The organism is Candidatus Pelagibacter sp. PS_02, from assembly GCF_059418065.1.
In genome coordinates, this window is the sequence record NZ_CM182079.1 from 1 (window position 1) to 16,528 (window position 16,528).

Annotated in this window: 18 protein-coding genes and 1 tRNA gene; 7 read left to right on the forward strand and 12 right to left on the reverse strand. The window is 27.4% G+C overall.

The window, feature by feature from the left end; genetic code table 11:
- Together dnaA and dnaN are read left to right on the forward strand one after the other, a co-directional pair.
- The gene (dnaA, locus tag AC5SL4_RS00005; protein ID WP_494587333.1) at positions 1-1,413 is read left to right on the forward strand and encodes a chromosomal replication initiator protein DnaA; all 1,413 of its coding nucleotides are present in this window, start codon (positions 1-3) and stop codon (positions 1,411-1,413) included.
- Positions 1,403-2,515 (forward strand): DNA polymerase III subunit beta, encoded by a 1,113-nt coding sequence (dnaN, locus tag AC5SL4_RS00010; RefSeq protein ID WP_494587334.1) that lies wholly within the window; start codon positions 1,403-1,405, stop codon positions 2,513-2,515. The genes dnaA and dnaN overlap by 11 nt, the downstream gene beginning before the upstream one ends.
- On the opposite strand, the gene AC5SL4_RS00015 is transcribed toward dnaN, so the two are convergent.
- The 3 genes from AC5SL4_RS00015 to argH form a co-directional block, all read right to left on the reverse strand.
- Complete coding sequence (locus AC5SL4_RS00015; protein ID WP_011281690.1) at positions 2,512-3,213, reverse strand: lysophospholipid acyltransferase family protein; 702 nt, start codon at positions 3,211-3,213, stop codon at positions 2,512-2,514. The two genes, dnaN and AC5SL4_RS00015, sit on opposite strands and share 4 nt — an antisense overlap.
- 12 nt (positions 3,214-3,225) lie before the next feature.
- On the reverse strand, positions 3,226-4,440 hold the full coding sequence (lysA, locus tag AC5SL4_RS00020; RefSeq protein ID WP_494587335.1) for a diaminopimelate decarboxylase: 1,215 nt from the start codon (positions 4,438-4,440) through the stop codon (positions 3,226-3,228).
- A 117-nt stretch (positions 4,441-4,557) separates the two neighbouring features.
- Positions 4,558-5,946: an argininosuccinate lyase gene (gene argH / locus AC5SL4_RS00025; protein ID WP_020169007.1), complete on the reverse strand. Its 1,389-nt coding sequence runs from the start codon at positions 5,944-5,946 to the stop codon at positions 4,558-4,560.
- 24 nt (positions 5,947-5,970) lie between these two features.
- Here argH and AC5SL4_RS00030 point away from each other — a divergent pair, with 24 nt between their 5' ends.
- Positions 5,971-6,486, forward strand: a complete 516-nt coding sequence (locus AC5SL4_RS00030) for a TlpA family protein disulfide reductase (protein WP_006997492.1) — start codon at positions 5,971-5,973, stop codon at positions 6,484-6,486.
- On the opposite strand, the gene AC5SL4_RS00035 is transcribed toward AC5SL4_RS00030, so the two are convergent.
- Positions 6,483-6,686 carry a twin transmembrane helix small protein gene (locus AC5SL4_RS00035; RefSeq protein WP_018413748.1) on the reverse strand — a complete coding sequence of 68 codons (204 nt, stop codon included), beginning with the start codon at positions 6,684-6,686 and terminating at the stop codon, positions 6,483-6,485. The two genes, AC5SL4_RS00030 and AC5SL4_RS00035, sit on opposite strands and share 4 nt — an antisense overlap.
- Positions 6,687-6,736: 50 nt before the next feature.
- Between AC5SL4_RS00035 and AC5SL4_RS00040 the strand changes: the two genes are divergently transcribed.
- Positions 6,737-7,393: an alpha/beta hydrolase gene (locus tag AC5SL4_RS00040; protein WP_020169009.1), complete on the forward strand. Its 657-nt coding sequence runs from the start codon at positions 6,737-6,739 to the stop codon at positions 7,391-7,393.
- Between the two features lie 51 nt (positions 7,394-7,444).
- Positions 7,445-8,011, forward strand: a complete 567-nt coding sequence (locus AC5SL4_RS00045; protein ID WP_494587336.1) for an HNH endonuclease — start codon at positions 7,445-7,447, stop codon at positions 8,009-8,011.
- Here AC5SL4_RS00045 and AC5SL4_RS00050 read toward each other — a convergent pair whose 3' ends face one another.
- From AC5SL4_RS00050 to AC5SL4_RS00060, 3 genes are read right to left on the reverse strand one after another with little or no spacing between them, the layout of a single operon-like run.
- Positions 8,012-8,545: a demethoxyubiquinone hydroxylase family protein gene (locus AC5SL4_RS00050; protein ID WP_006997488.1), complete on the reverse strand. Its 534-nt coding sequence runs from the start codon at positions 8,543-8,545 to the stop codon at positions 8,012-8,014. It abuts the gene before it with no gap.
- A complete protein-coding gene (locus tag AC5SL4_RS00055) occupies positions 8,529-9,008 on the reverse strand; it encodes a disulfide bond formation protein B (RefSeq protein WP_006997487.1) in 480 nt (159 codons plus the stop codon). The genes AC5SL4_RS00050 and AC5SL4_RS00055 overlap by 17 nt, the downstream gene beginning before the upstream one ends.
- 7 nt (positions 9,009-9,015) lie before the next feature.
- The gene (locus tag AC5SL4_RS00060; RefSeq protein WP_494587337.1) at positions 9,016-9,612 is read right to left on the reverse strand and encodes a YqaA family protein; all 597 of its coding nucleotides are present in this window, start codon (positions 9,610-9,612) and stop codon (positions 9,016-9,018) included.
- 68 nt (positions 9,613-9,680) lie between these two features.
- Between AC5SL4_RS00060 and AC5SL4_RS00065 the strand changes: the two genes are divergently transcribed.
- Both AC5SL4_RS00065 and AC5SL4_RS00070 read left to right on the forward strand, forming a co-directional pair.
- Positions 9,681-9,765, forward strand: a tRNA-Leu gene (locus AC5SL4_RS00065).
- A 7-nt stretch (positions 9,766-9,772) separates the two neighbouring features.
- Complete coding sequence (locus AC5SL4_RS00070) at positions 9,773-11,479, forward strand: AMP-dependent synthetase/ligase (protein WP_494587338.1); 1,707 nt, start codon at positions 9,773-9,775, stop codon at positions 11,477-11,479.
- 356 nt (positions 11,480-11,835) lie between these two features.
- On the opposite strand, the gene AC5SL4_RS00075 is transcribed toward AC5SL4_RS00070, so the two are convergent.
- The 5 genes from AC5SL4_RS00075 to AC5SL4_RS00095 all read right to left on the reverse strand — a co-directional run bounded on the left by AC5SL4_RS00075 (position 11,836) and on the right by AC5SL4_RS00095 (position 16,475).
- Positions 11,836-12,750, reverse strand: coding sequence for a CarD family transcriptional regulator (locus AC5SL4_RS00075; RefSeq protein ID WP_494587339.1), 915 nt, complete (start codon positions 12,748-12,750; stop codon positions 11,836-11,838).
- Positions 12,692-13,018 (reverse strand): ferredoxin FdxA, encoded by a 327-nt coding sequence (gene fdxA / locus AC5SL4_RS00080; protein WP_006997482.1) that lies wholly within the window; start codon positions 13,016-13,018, stop codon positions 12,692-12,694. The genes AC5SL4_RS00075 and fdxA overlap by 59 nt, the downstream gene beginning before the upstream one ends.
- Positions 13,015-13,440, reverse strand: a complete 426-nt coding sequence (locus tag AC5SL4_RS00085; protein WP_494587340.1) for a tellurite resistance TerB family protein — start codon at positions 13,438-13,440, stop codon at positions 13,015-13,017. The genes fdxA and AC5SL4_RS00085 overlap by 4 nt, the downstream gene beginning before the upstream one ends.
- Positions 13,440-15,926, reverse strand: a complete 2,487-nt coding sequence (locus tag AC5SL4_RS00090) for a helicase-related protein (RefSeq protein WP_494587616.1) — start codon at positions 15,924-15,926, stop codon at positions 13,440-13,442. The genes AC5SL4_RS00085 and AC5SL4_RS00090 overlap by 1 nt, the downstream gene beginning before the upstream one ends.
- Positions 15,927-16,049: 123 nt before the next feature.
- The gene (locus AC5SL4_RS00095; RefSeq protein ID WP_233788033.1) at positions 16,050-16,475 is read right to left on the reverse strand and encodes a PaaI family thioesterase; all 426 of its coding nucleotides are present in this window, start codon (positions 16,473-16,475) and stop codon (positions 16,050-16,052) included.
- Positions 16,476-16,528 lie beyond the last annotated feature (53 nt).

The window sequence follows — 16,528 nt, forward strand, 5'->3', positions numbered from 1 at the left end:
ATGACAAGCAACACCACAACACAAAGTACAAAAGATGTTTCATCTGAAGCTTTAGATTGGGCTTTAATTCAAAAGGATATGAAAAATAAGCTAGGTAGCGATATATATGAAAGCTGGCTTAGAAAGATAGACTTTGTTGAAGAGATGAATAGCTATGTCTTACTTTCGGTTTCTACTAGATTTATTCGAGACTGGATTACTTCAAGATATTTAGACCAAATTTTGCAAATAGTAAAAACGTATAAGAAAGATTTAACAAGAATAGAGTTTAAGATTATTGAAAAAAATTCTGAAAATGAGATAGAAAATAATTTTACTAAAAATGAAAATAATGAAAACGTATCATTCATTAAAGATACATACTTACAATATAACAGAATAGACCCAAATAAAAGATTTGATAATTTTATAACAGGAACAAGTAATAAACTTGCCTATGAAGCATCCATGAAAGTTTCAGAAAATATTTCTCATTATAATCCACTTTATATTTATGGAGGAGTTGGAATGGGAAAAACACATTTATTAAATTCAATTGGTCTTTCATTAAAAGAAAAAAACAAAGTTATGTTTATTTCTGCTGAGAGATTTATGTATCAGTTTGTAAAATCAATCAAATCTAATGATATGGTGAAGTTTAAAGAGTATTTTAGAAATACTGACATATTATTGATAGACGATATTCAATTCATGAATGGTAAAGAAGCAATGCAAGAAGAGTTTTTTCATACGTTTAATGCACTATTAGATAAAGGCTCACAAGTTATAATCTCTGCCGATAGAGCTCCGAACAAATTATCAAGAATCCAAGATAGAATTAAATCAAGATTTGCTGGAGGTCTTGTTGTGGATATACAAAAACCTGACTATGAACTTAGAAGTAAAATTGTTAAACAAAAAACAGAGGAACTAAACATTTTTTACTCAAATCAAGTAAATATTTCAGAAGAAATACAAAAGTTTATAAGCACAGAAATAACCACAAGTATTAGAGAGTTAGTAGGAGCAATTAATAGAGTTGTTTCTTTTTCAAGAATTTACAACAAAGTTCCAAATTTATCAGAGGTTAAAGTAGTTTTAAAAGATCTATTAAATATTGGAGAAAACAAAGTAACAATAGATTTAATACAATCAACCGTATGTAAGTTCTTCAAAATTAGTAAAAGTGAGATGCTTTCTTCAAGAAGATCTAGATATCTTGTAAGACCAAGACAAACAGCAATATATTTAACAAAAATTTTGACATCTAAGTCATTACCTGAAATTGGAAGAGAGTTTTCTAATAGAGATCATACAACAATCATTCATTCAGTTAAAACCATTGAAAAATTGAAGGAAAAAGATCCAGAAATGACAAACAATATTAATAATCTAAAAAATCAGATATTGTATAATAAAGAAAATGAAATTTAACGTTAATCAACAAGATCTGCAACAAGCACTTAATTATTGCCAAGGCGTAATTGAAAAAAGAAGCACACTCCCTATTTTGTCAAATGTTTTATTAAATGCGAGTAATTCTAACCTAACAATTACAGCAACCGATTTAGATTTAATATTTATTCATCGAATTAACAATGTAGAAGTTATAGAAGAAGGAAACACAACTACCACGTCATCTATTATGTATGACATCATAAGAAAATTTTCGTCAGGAAAAAAAATTAATTTATCTTTAACAGACGTTAGTAAACTTCAAGTTGAGTCTGAAAAGTCTGTTTTTAATTTAAATTGTATTAGTGCATCTGAGTTTCCACTAACAGATGAAAACTTTAATCAAAATGAATTTTCTATAAAATCAAAACAATTATTGAAATTATTGAATAAATGTAAATTTTCAGTTTCAAATGATGAAACAAGACACTATTTAAGTGGAATTTTTTTTCATCAAACACAAACTGAAGATAAAAATTTTTTAACAGCAGCAGCTACAGACAGTCATAGAATGTCTATTTCAAAAATAAGATTAGACCAGCAAGTAGATTTTGAACCAATAATACTTCCTAAAAAAACAATTTTTCAACTATGCTCATTGTTAGAAAGTTATGATGGTGATGTTAAAATTTCAAATATTAAATCTAAAATAAAATTTGAATTAAATAATAGTATATTAATATCTAAGTTAATTGATGGAAAATTTCCAAATTATATTCAGGTAATACCTAAGAACAATCAAAAGAAGTTAGAAATAGATTTAAAATTATTTTTAGACTCTGTTGATCGAGTTGCTTCAGTTTCATTAGATAAAAAAGATGGAGTTAAATTTAATTTGTCAAAAGACGTTTTAAACTTATCAGTTAACAACACAAATAGTGGTGATGGAAAAGAAAGTTTAACTGTAAAGTTTGATCATGATCTAGAAATAAGTTTTAATTCTAGATATTTAATTGATGTAGCAGCACAACTTGATGGAGATAAGATTGAAATTTTTTTCAATGATACTGGGTCTCCGGCATTAATTAAAGATCCAGGCGATTTTGACAGTATATTTGTTGTAATGCCTATGAAAGGCTAGCTTAAAGTATCAAGTTCAGTGTAAATAGTTTTTTCCAATTCTTTTGTAAAAATTTCCTTGCTTAGTCCAGGTTCAATAGGTTTTAAAATTGAAACAGTTAGAGTGGTATTAATTTTTTTCCAACCATGTTTTGGCCAGGTATTACCAGAATTGATTGCGATTGGTTGGCATGGAATATTTAATTCTTCATAAATTCTACCAGATCCTTTTTTAAAAGGAGTTCTATCTTCTGCAGAAAGTCTTGTTCCTTGTGGAAAAATTATTAAAGGTCTTTCAGATAATTTCACTTGTTTAGAAATATCATCGAAAAAACCTAAGTTTTCTTTAGAAATTTTATTTCTTTTAATTGAAATTGACCCTATTTTTTTTAAATACCAGCCAAATATAGGAATCATTAGCAATTCTTTTTTTAAAATAAAAACAGGAGAATTAAAGATAGTTTGTAAAAAAAAAGTTTCAAACATTGACTGGTGTGAAGCAGCTATAAAAAATTTTTTTCCTCTAATTATGTTTTCCCTACCTTTAATGATTATCTTTGTTGATAAAAATATTTTTAAACATAAAGAAGTCCAAAAGCCCATAATTTTTCCACCAAATAAAACTATTTTTTTTGGTAGTAAAATTGCTGGCAAGAAAATTATGGAAATTAAAACTATTCCTAAGAAAAAAAATAATGAAAATAAAAAATTTCTTATCATATTAATCAAAAACTAAATCAAATCTTTTAGTTTTTGTCTTTTTTTAATAATATTAATCTTTGATCCTTTAATTATTAATTCTGCTGGCTTTGGTCTTACATTGTAATTTGAGCTTAGTGACATTCCATAAGCTCCAACATCACACATTATCACAAGATCTTTTTCTTTTAATTTCTGAAAACCTTTTATAGTTGTAAATTTGTCTGTACTTTCACAAATTGGTCCTACAAATTCATAAGTTTTGTTTGAAATTCTATTATTTTTTACTACAGGTATAGTTTGGTGATTTGCACCATATAATGCAGGTCTCATAAGATCATTCATTGCAGCATCTAATATGATGAAATCTTTTTTAGTATTTTCTTTTATATAAATAACTTGAGAAATTAAAAATCCAATATTACCAACTATAGATCGACCAGGTTCAAATATTATTTTTGTTTTTTGGCCCTTTAAAAATTTTTGTATAGCAATGTTATATTTTTGATAGTTAAGTTTTTTACTATTTTTCTCATAAGAAATACCCATGCCCCCACCTAGATCAATAAATTCAAAGATATGACCACTTTTTTTTATTATTTTATTCACTACATTGAGCATTTTTTCATATGGTTTGTGATCTAAAATTTGACTACCAATATGAACACTTAAGCATTTAAGGCTAATATTTTTAGAATGATTTGTAAAATTTACTAATTCAAAAAAAGTTTTTTCATCTACACCAAATTTATTTTCTTTTTTTCCAGTTGAAATTTGTTTTAATGTCTTAGCATCTGTATTGGGATTAAGTCTAATACCTATATTAACTATTTTTTTTTTTGATTTTGCAATTTTTTCAATTTCAATAATTTCACTTTTAGACTCAGCATTTATTAATAAAATTTTTTTATCAATTGCATAACTTATTTCTTTTGAAGTTTTACCCACGCCCGAAAAAACAATTTTTTTTGGGTCTATACCTGCTTTTAGAGCCATCATTAACTCACCCATTGAAACAACATCAGCACCTAGCCCTAATTTTCTAATTTCTCTTATCAGATTTACATTAGTATTGGATTTGACAGCAAAACAAATCAATGGAGAAAAAGAGCTAAAATTTTTTTTAAAATTTTTTATATTTTCTGTTAGCCGTTTGTGTGAATAACAATAAGTTGGTGTACCAAACTTTTTTGCTATTTTTTGAACATTAACTTTTTCAATTGTTAAGTTTTTATTTATATATTTCATCAATCTACTGACTTTGGAAAAACCATTTCATTCCCCTCATATTGAGGATCTCCTTTTTTTCCACATGAAAACAAGAAAGAACAAATTATAAAAATTAAAATTAGTTTTTTTATCATTTTACATCTTTTTATATTTCATTATCATTTTTTTGATATTATCAAAAGACGTTCCACCATAAGATTTTTTAGAGTTAACAGAGTTTTTCACATTAAATATCTTTAAAACTTCAATTGTGAGCCTTGGTTCAATTTTCTTTAGTTCGTCAATATTTAATTCATTCAATTTTTTCTTTTTTTTCTCTGCATAATTCACAATAGAAGCTGTAGTTTGATACGCTTTTCTAAATGGCATTGAATGATTTTTAACAAGATAGTCAGCTAAGTCAGTAGCTGTAATATAGCCTGAGTTAGCAAGGTCTAACATTTGTTGTTTATTAGGCTTTAGATTTTTTAAAACCTCATTAAGAATAGCAATACTATTATTGAGGATTTCATTAGATTTGAAGAGTATTTCTTTGTCATCTTGAAGATCTTTAAAATAAGATATGGGAAGTCCTTTAAGAATTGTCAGCATTGAAAATAAATTTCCATAAACCATTCCAGTTTTCCCTCTTAAGTATTCTAACAAATCGGGATTCTTCTTTTGAGGCATTATCGAAGAACCAGTTACCACTTTATCTGAAAGTGCAATTAAGTTGAATCCATCAGAGTTCCAAATAATAAGCTCTTCAGCAATTCTTGAAATATGCATTGAACAAACAGAAGCGCTATATAAAAAATCTAGAACAAAATCTCTATCTGCAACAGTATCAATTGAATTATTTGTTGGTCTTTTAAAGCCTAGTTTTTTTGAAGTAAAATTTCTGTCAATATTAAAAGAAGTACCTGTTAAAGCAGCAACACCCAAAGGATTTTCTGATAAACTTTCTAAATTATAGGTAAATCTTTTTTTGTCCCTATTAAACATTTCTACATAAGACATTAAATAATGCGCAAAAGATACAGCTTGTGCATTTTTTAAATGAGTAAACCCAGGCATTATGGTTTCAATATTTTTTTCTGAAATTTTGAGAATGGTTTTAATAATATTGTCTAAATTCTTATTAATTTCTTTAGTTGCTGAAGTCGTCCACATTTTAAAATCAGTAATTACCTGATCATTTCTAGATCTAGCCGTGTGAACATATCCAGCCTCTTCTCCTATAATTTGAAATAATCTTTTTTCAATATTCATATGAATATCTTCATATTTTTTATTATATTCAAATTTATTTTTTAAAATTTCTTTCTCAATTTTATTAAGTCCAAAAATTATCTTATTCTTAATTTTAAAAGAAATAATTTTTTGTCTAAATAACATCTCAACATGTGCGATTGATCCTAAAATATCTTCTTGAAAAAGCTTTTTATCAATATCTATTGAATTACCAACTTTTTGGAACAAAGTTGAGGCATCTTTCTTTATTCTTGATCCCCATATTGCCATATTGTTTTTATTTTTTACCATGATAATTAATTATACATATTTAGCATGAAATTATTATTAATATTTATCTACCTAATAACTAGCAACATTAGTTATGCACTAGAAAAACCTAATATAAAAAATTTAGTTTTATCAAAAAATACAAAAATATATGAGGGAGTAGTTTTTAAAGACTCAAATAATTATGATGTAAATTTAGATGATTTTAAAGGAAAATTGTTAATATTGAATTTTTGGGCTACTTGGTGTGCTCCTTGCAGAGAGGAGATGCCATCTCTAGATGACTTACAGTCAAATAGTAATTTTGATAACTTAAAAATTTTTCCTATTAATATTGGCCAGGAAAATTTCTCTAAATCAGATTCTTTTTTTAGAGAACTAAATATTCAAAATCTAGAGATATATTTTGATGCGCCAATTACTTTGGCTAAAAAATTTTCTTTAAGGGGAGTTCCTACAACTATTTTATTTAATAAAAAAGGTGAAGAGTTTGGGCGTATTATGGGATCTATTGATTTTAATAATTTGGATTTTATTAATTGGCTAAAACAATACGATTAATCTTTAAAGAAATAAGCAAAACTAACCAATGCTACTATAGCAATGAATTGCAGCAACACTCTTAGCTGCATCAGTTTATTCGAATATTTTTTGCTAGTTTCGCCACCTTTGAACAAAGTTCCAATTCCTAAGATCAAGACGACTGCTACAACTATTAAAAGCACAATACCTAAAATTTTAACTAATGTTCCTGTTATCATGAAACTATTGTAGAATAATTTTTAATAAAAAAAACATAATAAAAACATCTATGACACTTTGTCTATCAACTACAATTATTAAGCCAGAAAAAGATATGCCAATTAAAAATGCTATTATTTTACTGCACGGTTATGGGGGTGATGGGAAAGACATAAGTATGTTGACCTTAAATTGGAAAAGATTTTTGCCTAATACTATTTTTTTATGTCCAGATGGTCATGAAGAATGTAAAATTAACCCAGCAGGTTTTCAATGGTTTGATTTAACTAAAGATGATCCAAGTTATATTCTAGAAGAATCTAAAAAAGCAGAAAATAAACTCCAAAAATATATTGAAGAAGTTAAAACTGAATATAATCTTAATAATTCTCAAATTTGCTTATCAGGATTTAGTCAAGGATGCATGATGTCTATTAATTTAGGTTTAACTAGCAATCAAAATTATAATTGTATTGTTGGTTTTTCTGGTAAGATAATTAATCAAGATGATCTTAGTATGAGAAAATCTTCTTCTACTAAAATGCTATTGATACATGGTGATCAAGACGCAGTTGTGTCACCAACATTTTTATTAGAGGCAAAAGATTTCCTAATTAGAAATAATATTGAAATTGAAACCAAAATGATAAAGAATTGTGAACATCATATTCCTATTGAGGCATCAAGCGCGGCTTTAAATTATATTAAAAATAACTTTCAAATATAATTAAATTCTATTTATTGATAAATTATTTTTTTTCAGTTAGAGTTTTTTATAATGATTTTTAACGATCAGAATTTGTCTTTAGAAAAATGTCCTGCGCTAGTGTTAAATGCAGATTATAGGCCTTTAAGTTATTATCCATTGTCTTTATGGAGCTGGCAAGATTCTATAAAATCTGTTTTTTTGGATAGAGTTGTTATAGTTAGTAATTATGACAGAGCTATTAGGAGCCCATCGTTTAATATGAGATTACCAAGTGTTATTGCATTAAAAAGTTTTATAAAACCACAGTCTAATCCTAGCTTCACAAGATTTAATGTTTTTTTAAGAGATAAATTTTCATGTCAATACTGTGGAAGTGGTGAAGATCTTACTTTTGATCATTTACTTCCAAGATCCAAAGGTGGACAAACCAACTGGGATAATGTTGTAACTGCTTGTTCTTCATGCAATGTAAAAAAAGGTGGAAGGTTATTAAAAAATTTGGATATGAGCTTAAATCAAAAGCCATATCAGCCATCTACAGAAGACCTACATAAAAATGGTAAAAATTTCCCACCAAATTTCCTACACAAGAGCTGGATGGATTATTTGTATTGGGATGTTGAGTTAGAAGCTTAATTAAATTTTCTCAGAAATATTAATAGCAATTTTTGATCCAGTTTTAATTAATTTATCCAGAATAGAATACATTCCTTTTTTAGTTGCACCTTCTTTATAGGCTATATCTTTATGATGCAGCTCATCTTCTCTAAATTTAATTATTTTTTCTTTTAATTTTTTCTCATCGTTTTCTAACTCATTAATTTGATTTAGATAATGTTCGTCAATTACTTCTTCCACTGAGGCAGTGCATAGCATAGCAGCTTTTTTCCCCAGCATTGTTGAGCCAAAACCAAGTCCTACACCAAGCAAATCCCATAAAGGTAAAAACTTTGTAGGTTTTATATTTCTTTTTTTAATTTCATTTTCAAAATATTCACAGTGTTCTTTTTCGTGAATTTTCATTTCTTCAATTTTCTTTTTAAGGTTTTCATCTTTAACAAATGTATTTAGAGCTAGTAATTGGCCTTCATAAATCTTTATTGCACCTCGTTCACCTGCGTGATCAACTCGAATAAATTCTTTTACTTTTTCTTTATTTGTTTTTTTCATAAGTTAAGAAAAGTTTTATAGTTATAGTTGTGATTATTAAAGAGATAAAAATATTTATTGTAGCAAGAGATAATCCTAAAATTTTAAACGTTGCATCTTTACAGCTAACTGTAACCTCTTTTAGCTGATTTAGAAGAGCTTCTTTAGTCAAATCTGCATTATTAGAATTTAGGTCACAAACTAAAGACTCTTTTATAAAGCCTTGCTCTATTCCAAAATGATAAAACGAAATAGAGAATGCTATAATAAATGTAATACTTAAAATTATTAAAAAAAATCTTTCAAACTTTTGAATAAAAATAAAAAGTAAAATTATAACTATTGAAACAACATAAGGTATTCTTTCAATTAAACAAAGATTGCACGGTTGATGACCCAAAATATGTTCAATAAAATAGGCTGTTAAAAGAGCAAAAATACTGAATAACAATATAAGATGAAGTGTAGTTTTTCGTTTAATCATGTTTGTGTTATTTAATTGCAAAATATATTAGGATAAAAATTAATACAATTATAATACCTAAAATTGTAAACCATTTTGCAGCATCAGTTTTCATAAACTTGCTAAAAATATCACCAAATTTATATGATAGGTATGAGACGATAAAAAATCTCAACCCTCTAGAAAATAGACAAATAATGAAAAATATAGGCAAATTAAAACCAATCATACCACTTGTTATTGTGAATACTTTAAAGGGCAAAGGCGTAAACCCAGCAAGAAATAATGTAGCAAGCCACACATAAAGACCACTTCCCTCAGATAAGCTATTTTTAAGATTAATTACCTTTTCTTCATAATTATAAAATTCTACTACAATCATTCCAAGATCAAAAAAATAAGATCCAATGAAATATCCAAGGATACCTCCAAGTGAAGAAAACAAAGTAGCTATTAAAAAAATTTTTAAATAATCATTTTTTTTTGCAATAACCATTGGAGCAATCATAACGTCAGGTGGGATTGGAAAAAAAGAACTTTCAGTAAAAGATAAAATTGCAAGATAAGTATTTGACTTCTTGTGGGCAGCAAGTTTTAAAGTTTTTTGATATAATTCATTAAGCATTTTTTTGTTTTTAATATAAATTATGTTCTTATACTATTTAATTTTATAGTTATAATAAGGAAAACAAAGGGCGAGTGGCGGAACTGGTAGACGCGCACGACTCAAAATCGTGTTTCGCAAGAAGTGAGAGTTCGATTCTCTCTTCGCCCACCAATATATTATGGAAATAAACAAAATTAATAATTTATTAGAACTATTTTATAAACAGTATCTTACACAAGATAAAACAAGTGTGTTTTTACAATCCTTAAAAGAAGTTGAAAAAAAATATTCTTGGGAAGATGTATATTCAAATGTCATTAAACTTTCTGAGGAAATATCAAGATATATAAAAAAAGGTGATAGATGCTTGTTAATATCAGAAAATAGACCAGAGTGGATGATATCAGATTTATCTATTATGCTTTCGGAGGGCATAACAGTTCCGGCTTATACAACTTATGTAGAAAGAGACTATGAGTATATAATTGATGATTGCACTCCGACTGTTTTAATCATTTCTAATAAGACACAGTATTTAAAAGTAAAAAATATTATACCTAAAAAAAAATTTATAAAAAAAATTATTTTTTTTGATGTAATTGAAGAATTTGACCAAGAACTTCATGTAAGTATTAATCAAATTTTTGCTAATAAAAACTTTAATTCCTTAAATTTTTCTGAATTAAAAATTCAAAGAAAAGATATTGCTTGTATAATTTATACATCTGGTACCCAGGGAAATCCAAAAGGAGTTGTATTAAGCCATGGTGGAATTTTAAACAATTGTGAGGGAGCCCTTGGTTTATTAAAAGAGTTTGTCTCAAAAAAACCTAAATTTTTGACATGGCTACCCCTTTCTCATTCATATGAACATACAGTCCAATTTGTTCAAATAGTCGTGGGAGCACAGGTATTCTATGCTGAGAGTATAGAAAAACTTATAAAAAATATGGAAAATTGTTCACCTGAGATAATGACAGCAGTTCCTAGATTTTATCAAAATTTACATCAAAAAATAAATACTAATTTTAGTAAAGCTACAGGAATAAAAAAATTCTTAATCAATCAAACCATCAAACTTGGAAATAAGAAATTAAATAGAGTGCAATTTTCATTAATAGAAAGTTTAATAAATTTTGTTTGTGATCTTTTAGTACGAAAGAAAATCAAAGAACAATTTGGTGGAAATCTAAAGGCATTTATTTCAGGAGGAGGAGCGTTAGACAAAGAAGTGGGTTGCTTTTTAAATGCAATTGGTCTCCCAACGTTACAAGGGTACGGATTAACCGAAACATCTCCTGTAGTAAGCTGTAATTCTATTAATGAAATTAGGGTAGAAACTGTGGGCAAACCATTTAGGGGAAATTTAGTTAAAATTGCAAATGATGGTGAGATTCTGGTTAAAGGAGAAAATGTGATGTTGGGTTACTGGAATAATGAAGAAGAAACAAATAAAGTTTTAAAGAATGGATGGTTATCTACAGGTGACATTGGAGAGTTTGATGGCGAGTTTTTAAAAATAACAGATAGAAAAAAAGATATAATTATAACTCCAGGTGGAGATAATATTTCTCCAATCAAAATAGAGAGTGATTTAAATAAATCTAATTACATAGAGCAAAGTTTAGTTTATGGTGACAACAAACCTTATCTAGTTTGTTTAATTGTTTTAAGCTCAGAATATAAAAATATAAAGAATGAAGAAATTAAAACAGAAATAGAAAAAATAAATAAAAATTTAAGTAAAATAGAAAAAATAAAAAAGTTTTTTGTAATTAAAAATCAATTTACAATTGAAAACAATATGATGACCCCTACTTTAAAATTAAAAAGATATAAAATTATAAAAACTTATCAAAATGAGTTAGAAAAACTTTTTAATTAATTTTTATAAAAGACATTATAAGTCGCATAAACGTTAATGTTTTTTACATAACAAAAATTTTAAATAAAAATTTTTTTTAAAAAATAAATTTATAATTTGCCAATTAATTAATGAATTGACATCACTTGTATAAAAAAATAAAAATAAGTTAACAACGAATCACTTTGATTCGTTTAACTTAAACAGGGAGCTAAAGATGGCTACAAAGAAAAAAGCTAAAAAAGCTAAAAAGAAGACTAAGAAAAAAGCTAAAAAAGCTAAAAAAGCGAAGAAAAGAAAAAGATAGTATCTTAGACTTTTCAAAAAACGCTTCTCATAACGTTATGTGTGAGAGGCGTTTTTTTTTGCCCTAATTTTTAATCCTCAGTATCGGTAATTGGCTCTGAGTCTGTGTCAGATTCTGTGATAGATTCTTTAATCTTAGTTGGTGCAGCCACAGCTTTTGCTTGGCCCTCCAAATTTCTCTTTAAAGCCTTATCTAATTTTTTCTGGGTATCTTCTAATGATACACCCATCACTATTTGAAATTCAGATAAAATTCTTTCATAAGCTTTTTCAAACAACTGTCTTTCACTGTATGATTGATCAACCATTAAGTCGTCACCTTTATTTAAATCTCTAACAACTTCTGCAAGCTCATAGATTTTGCCTGAAGAAATTTTTGCTTCATATTCCTGTGCTCTTCTACTCCACATAGATCTTTTAATTTTTGGCTTGCTTTTTAAAATAGATATACATTTATTGACCTGATTTATTGTTGCAAGAGGTCTAAGATGAGATTGCTTATTTACAGGAACCATACCATTGGCTTTGTCTTTTTCAAATTTAAGAACATAAGTTTCAACATCAATTCCGCCAATATTAATTTTTTTAAACTCTGTAATTTGGCCAACGCCATGTTTTGGATAAACAACGTAATCTTTAACTTTATATTCTTTTTTTTCTGTTTCTTGTTTTTTTACCTTTTTAATTTCAGGCTTAACCTCATTACTTTTTGAAATTCTTAAATTATCAGTTTTAATTTCTACTTTTTCTGGAACAGCTTTTTTAGAAACTGTTTTTAAATTTTTTTTAATTTTAGTTGGAGTTGCTTTTATTGTTTTAGTTTTTTTTACTGAGATATTTTTTTTTATAACTTTAGCTTTAGTAGGCGTAGGCTTTTTTGCTACCTTTGCTTTAGTTTTTTTTTTTACTTTTTTCTCAGGAGTTTTTTTAAAGATTTTCGCTAAAATATTTGTCGTACTTGTTTTCTTCATTTTTATATTTTTCATTATCCTCTGGAGGATCTTTTTTAATAGTTATATTTGGCCAAATTTCAGAATACTTTGTATTTAGTTCAAGCCATTTTTCGCTCCCAGACTCAGTATCTGCTACTATCGCATCTACTGGACATTCTGGCTCGCAAACGCCACAATCTATACACTCCTCCGGTTTAATTACAAGCATATTTTTGCCTTCATAAAAGCAATCAACAGGACAGACTTCAACGCAGTCCATTAGTTTACACTTAATACATTTATCATTTACAACGTATGTCATTTTCCCAATTCACTTTTTACTTTTAACTTCAAGTCGCCCATTGTCTTGGCATCCACATATAGTAAACCTGAGAGTCTTCTCATTAAGTTTGTTTCATAAATGTCAGCACTATCGTTTGAATAGATGATTTTCCATAATGACTCAATTATTTTAATTTTATCAGAATCTGGAACATTTTTTACTTCTCTTGTAAAATCTAATATTTGATTTGAGTTATCTTCAACAATTATTGCTTCAGACATAATTTTATCTATCTCAGAGACGGGTGCGCCTAAATCAATAAGCGTTTCTTTAACAATATCTTCTTCTTTTTTTTCATAAGCCTCATCTATTTTTGCTGCATGAATTAGCAAGGCAGCAATTTTAGAATAAGAGTTATCCTGAGGTTCATTTTTTTCTTTATTTTTAAAAAAGCTAATCATTAATTCAAATTTAAGTTTTTCAATACTTTAAATGGGCTGTTTGAAGTATCTATTTTTTTAAAAGTTTTTTTAATTTGTTTTTTTGGATTATATCTAAAATACATATCATTGTCTTTTTCTAAAGTTTTATAATTCATTTTTTCAATCAATTTCTTAAAGTTATCTTTACTACATCCTAATAAATTAAGCATCTCTGGTACTAGTTTAATTTCTTTATCCTTTTCGGGGCTAGCGTTAATAATTAGCATAAATAATCTCTCTAAGATGTCAATTCTAACAAAATAATTATCAAAATTTTCAAATCCACATAAAAGCATAAATTTTTTATTTCTTTTATTTTTGTCATCTAAAAAATTTAAACCAAACGTAGGTGGCGTCAACTCAAAATACTTTTGGTTAAAATTTTTCCACAATAAAGTTCTTAAAGAAACTGCTTCAGGTTTTAATAGTTTGAATAAAAAAATATGATAACGCCCAAACTTCACCCCTAAGTCTCTTAAAATTTTTCTTTCATCTTGCCCAAGTTTTTTTAAGTATTCGGTAACCATTTCTCTTTTAACTACACCATTGTTTTCATACAATTGATAAGCTAAAGCTTTAATGGATGAGTTACTTTCTTTTAAATTTCTTAGATCAATTAAACTTTTTAGTATTAAATTAATTTTTTCATTAACCCATTTTTCAATAAATTCTGATAATTTTTGTTTGTCATTATTATCTAAAAGATCATCTACTATTAAAAGTATATCTGGATTTAAATAATCTTTTCCGGTTACTAATTTTGCAATAGGAAAATTTTTCCAATAGATTTTAAAATCATCTTTTAATTCAATTAGACCTGTTTCTATGATTAACTGAACTCTTTTTTGAAGCTCGGGCCCCACAGTCTGTCTTGCTGCCTTTTTCAAAGATTTAATGTCAGTTTCTAAAGCCCCAACCTTTAAGTCCATTTCAAATTTTAGACCTTTTAAATCACCAATAAACTGCTCATCAATTATTACTTTATCGTCTTCCATTATTTCAGTTTTAAAATCCATATCTTGGTTTAAGCCTCTTGCTAGTACACTGGCTCGTTTATCAATAAATGTTTTTGTAAGCTCTTCATGTAGTCTATCTGATAATCTATCTTCTAATAGTTTTGTTTTTTCTATCCAATAATCTTGGTTTTCAACCCAATTAATTTTATTAGAAACATATGACCAAGTTCTAACATTTGCAATTCTATTTGACAAAGAATCTACATTTCCTTCTAATTTATCTAATTTCATTAACTGTAACCTCATATAATCATTGGTAATTTTACCATCATTGCTATTTAAAAAATTGAATACCTTGCCAACAACTTCAATATGATTTCCATATGTTTTTTTCACAAAGTCTGGAATTTGACAACACTCCCAAAGTAATTCAAGTGTTTCTCTATTATTTTCAATTTTGTTACCTTCCATATCTTTTAAAAAATATTTTAATACTTTTTCATCTCCGCACTCGTGTATTTTCCTTAACCAATCTTTATTGGGTTTTTCTTCAAGTGATTTAATTAAACTTAAAGCGTTATTAAAATTTAAATTAGAATTTCTCCAAAATAACATTCTAATTTCTTCAAATTTATGATTTTCAAGTAATTCTACTTCCTCAGCTGAAATATCTTTGCAGTCTCCAGTCACTCCAAAACTACCATCATTTAAATATCTGCCTGCTCTTCCAGCAATTTGCCCAATCTCAGACATATTAAGACGTCTTAATTTTTTACCATCAAATTTTTTAAGGTTTGAAAAATATACATTTTCTAAATCCATATTAATTCCCATACCAATTGCATCTGTAGCAACTAGGAAATCAACATCCCCTGATTGATATAATTCAACCTGTGCATTTCTGGTTTTTGGACTTAGAGAGCCCATAACAATAGCTGCTCCACCTTTTTGTCTACGTACAAGCTCAGCAATTGCATAAACCTCTTCAGTTGAAAAAGCTATTATTGCAGTTTTTCTATTTATTCTTGATATTTTTTTATGCCCTACATAAGTAAGTTTTGAAAGTCTTTCTCTATTTATAAACTCAGTGTCTTCATTCAATTTATTAACTATATTTTTAATAGTGCTAGATCCCATAAACATCGTTAGTTTTTCGCCACGAAGATTTAACAATCTATCAGTAAAAATATGACCTCTCTCATGATCTGCACACATTTGTATTTCATCAATACCCACAAAATCTAAATGCTTATTGATTGGCATCGATTCTACTGTGCAAAGAAAATATTTAGCATTAGGGGGAATTATTTTTTCTTCACCGGTGATTAATGCAACTTTATCAGAGCTTATTTTTTTTATAATTTTGTCATATACCTCTCGTGCAAGTAGACGTAATGGAAACCCAATCATTCCAGAATCAAATGAAAGCATAGTTTCTATTGCGAGATAGGTTTTGCCGGTATTTGTTGGACCAAGAACAGCTGTAATTTTATTTTTAGACATTTCTATTGATGGTACCCAAAATTTTTATTCCACCACATATTGTTGTCCTTTGAGAACAAAAATAGGCTAAAACATGACCGAATCATTAGAGAAAAGTTCTCATTTTAAAGTTTATAAAATTATTAAAAATTAACCACCTGGACCTAAGTTAGAAGATTTTATTTTTAAAATTTTCCATATACCTGAAGCAGAGGTTATAATTTTATTGTTACATTTTAGTTCACAAAACAAAAATACTAGTGAATTTGTTTTTTTTAAAATTCTTGTAAAACCGGTGATTTCATCTCCCACTTTAGATGCACCAATAAATTTTAAGTCTAATGAAATGGTTACACAAGGTGCATTACCTGACGCTCTGTGTGCAGCAGTTCCTGCACCTGCATCAATTAAGGCTGATAAATAACCACCATGAGTTATTCCTGCATTATTCAAATGGTTTTCATTAATTATAGATTTAAACTCATATTCTGTTTCAGACATAGTTCTAAATAAAACACCACCATTGTGTTTCATAAAACCAGATTTAATACTTATTTGTTCAAATTCATTACTCATAATTTTTATAATATGAAGGTTAAAATTAATAAGATTATAAAAACAATTATAAA

What these genes read in the sequence shown, in the direction of transcription:
- AC5SL4_RS00045 (WP_494587336.1), top strand. Translation starts at nt 7,445, where the DNA reads ATGATTTTTAACGATCAGAATTTGTCTTTAGAAAAATGTCCTGCGCTA.
- dnaA (WP_494587333.1), top strand. Translation starts at nt 1, where the DNA reads ATGACAAGCAACACCACAACACAAAGTACAAAAGATGTTTCATCTGAA.
- lysA (WP_494587335.1), bottom strand. Translation starts at nt 4,440, where the DNA reads ATGAAATATATAAATAAAAACTTAACAATTGAAAAAGTTAATGTTCAA.
- AC5SL4_RS00070 (WP_494587338.1), top strand. Translation starts at nt 9,773, where the DNA reads ATGGAAATAAACAAAATTAATAATTTATTAGAACTATTTTATAAACAG.
- AC5SL4_RS00050 (WP_006997488.1), bottom strand. Translation starts at nt 8,545, where the DNA reads ATGAAAAAAACAAATAAAGAAAAAGTAAAAGAATTTATTCGAGTTGAT.
- dnaN (WP_494587334.1), top strand. Translation starts at nt 1,403, where the DNA reads ATGAAATTTAACGTTAATCAACAAGATCTGCAACAAGCACTTAATTAT.
- argH (WP_020169007.1), bottom strand. Translation starts at nt 5,946, where the DNA reads ATGGTAAAAAATAAAAACAATATGGCAATATGGGGATCAAGAATAAAG.
- AC5SL4_RS00055 (WP_006997487.1), bottom strand. Translation starts at nt 9,008, where the DNA reads ATGATTAAACGAAAAACTACACTTCATCTTATATTGTTATTCAGTATT.
- AC5SL4_RS00015 (WP_011281690.1), bottom strand. Translation starts at nt 3,213, where the DNA reads ATGATAAGAAATTTTTTATTTTCATTATTTTTTTTCTTAGGAATAGTT.
- AC5SL4_RS00040 (WP_020169009.1), top strand. Translation starts at nt 6,737, where the DNA reads ATGACACTTTGTCTATCAACTACAATTATTAAGCCAGAAAAAGATATG.
- AC5SL4_RS00095 (WP_233788033.1), bottom strand. Translation starts at nt 16,475, where the DNA reads ATGAGTAATGAATTTGAACAAATAAGTATTAAATCTGGTTTTATGAAA.
- AC5SL4_RS00060 (WP_494587337.1), bottom strand. Translation starts at nt 9,612, where the DNA reads ATGCTTAATGAATTATATCAAAAAACTTTAAAACTTGCTGCCCACAAG.
- fdxA (WP_006997482.1), bottom strand. Translation starts at nt 13,018, where the DNA reads ATGACATACGTTGTAAATGATAAATGTATTAAGTGTAAACTAATGGAC.
- AC5SL4_RS00035 (WP_018413748.1), bottom strand. Translation starts at nt 6,686, where the DNA reads ATGATAACAGGAACATTAGTTAAAATTTTAGGTATTGTGCTTTTAATA.
- AC5SL4_RS00085 (WP_494587340.1), bottom strand. Translation starts at nt 13,440, where the DNA reads ATGATTAGCTTTTTTAAAAATAAAGAAAAAAATGAACCTCAGGATAAC.
- AC5SL4_RS00030 (WP_006997492.1), top strand. Translation starts at nt 5,971, where the DNA reads ATGAAATTATTATTAATATTTATCTACCTAATAACTAGCAACATTAGT.
- AC5SL4_RS00075 (WP_494587339.1), bottom strand. Translation starts at nt 12,750, where the DNA reads ATGAAAAATATAAAAATGAAGAAAACAAGTACGACAAATATTTTAGCG.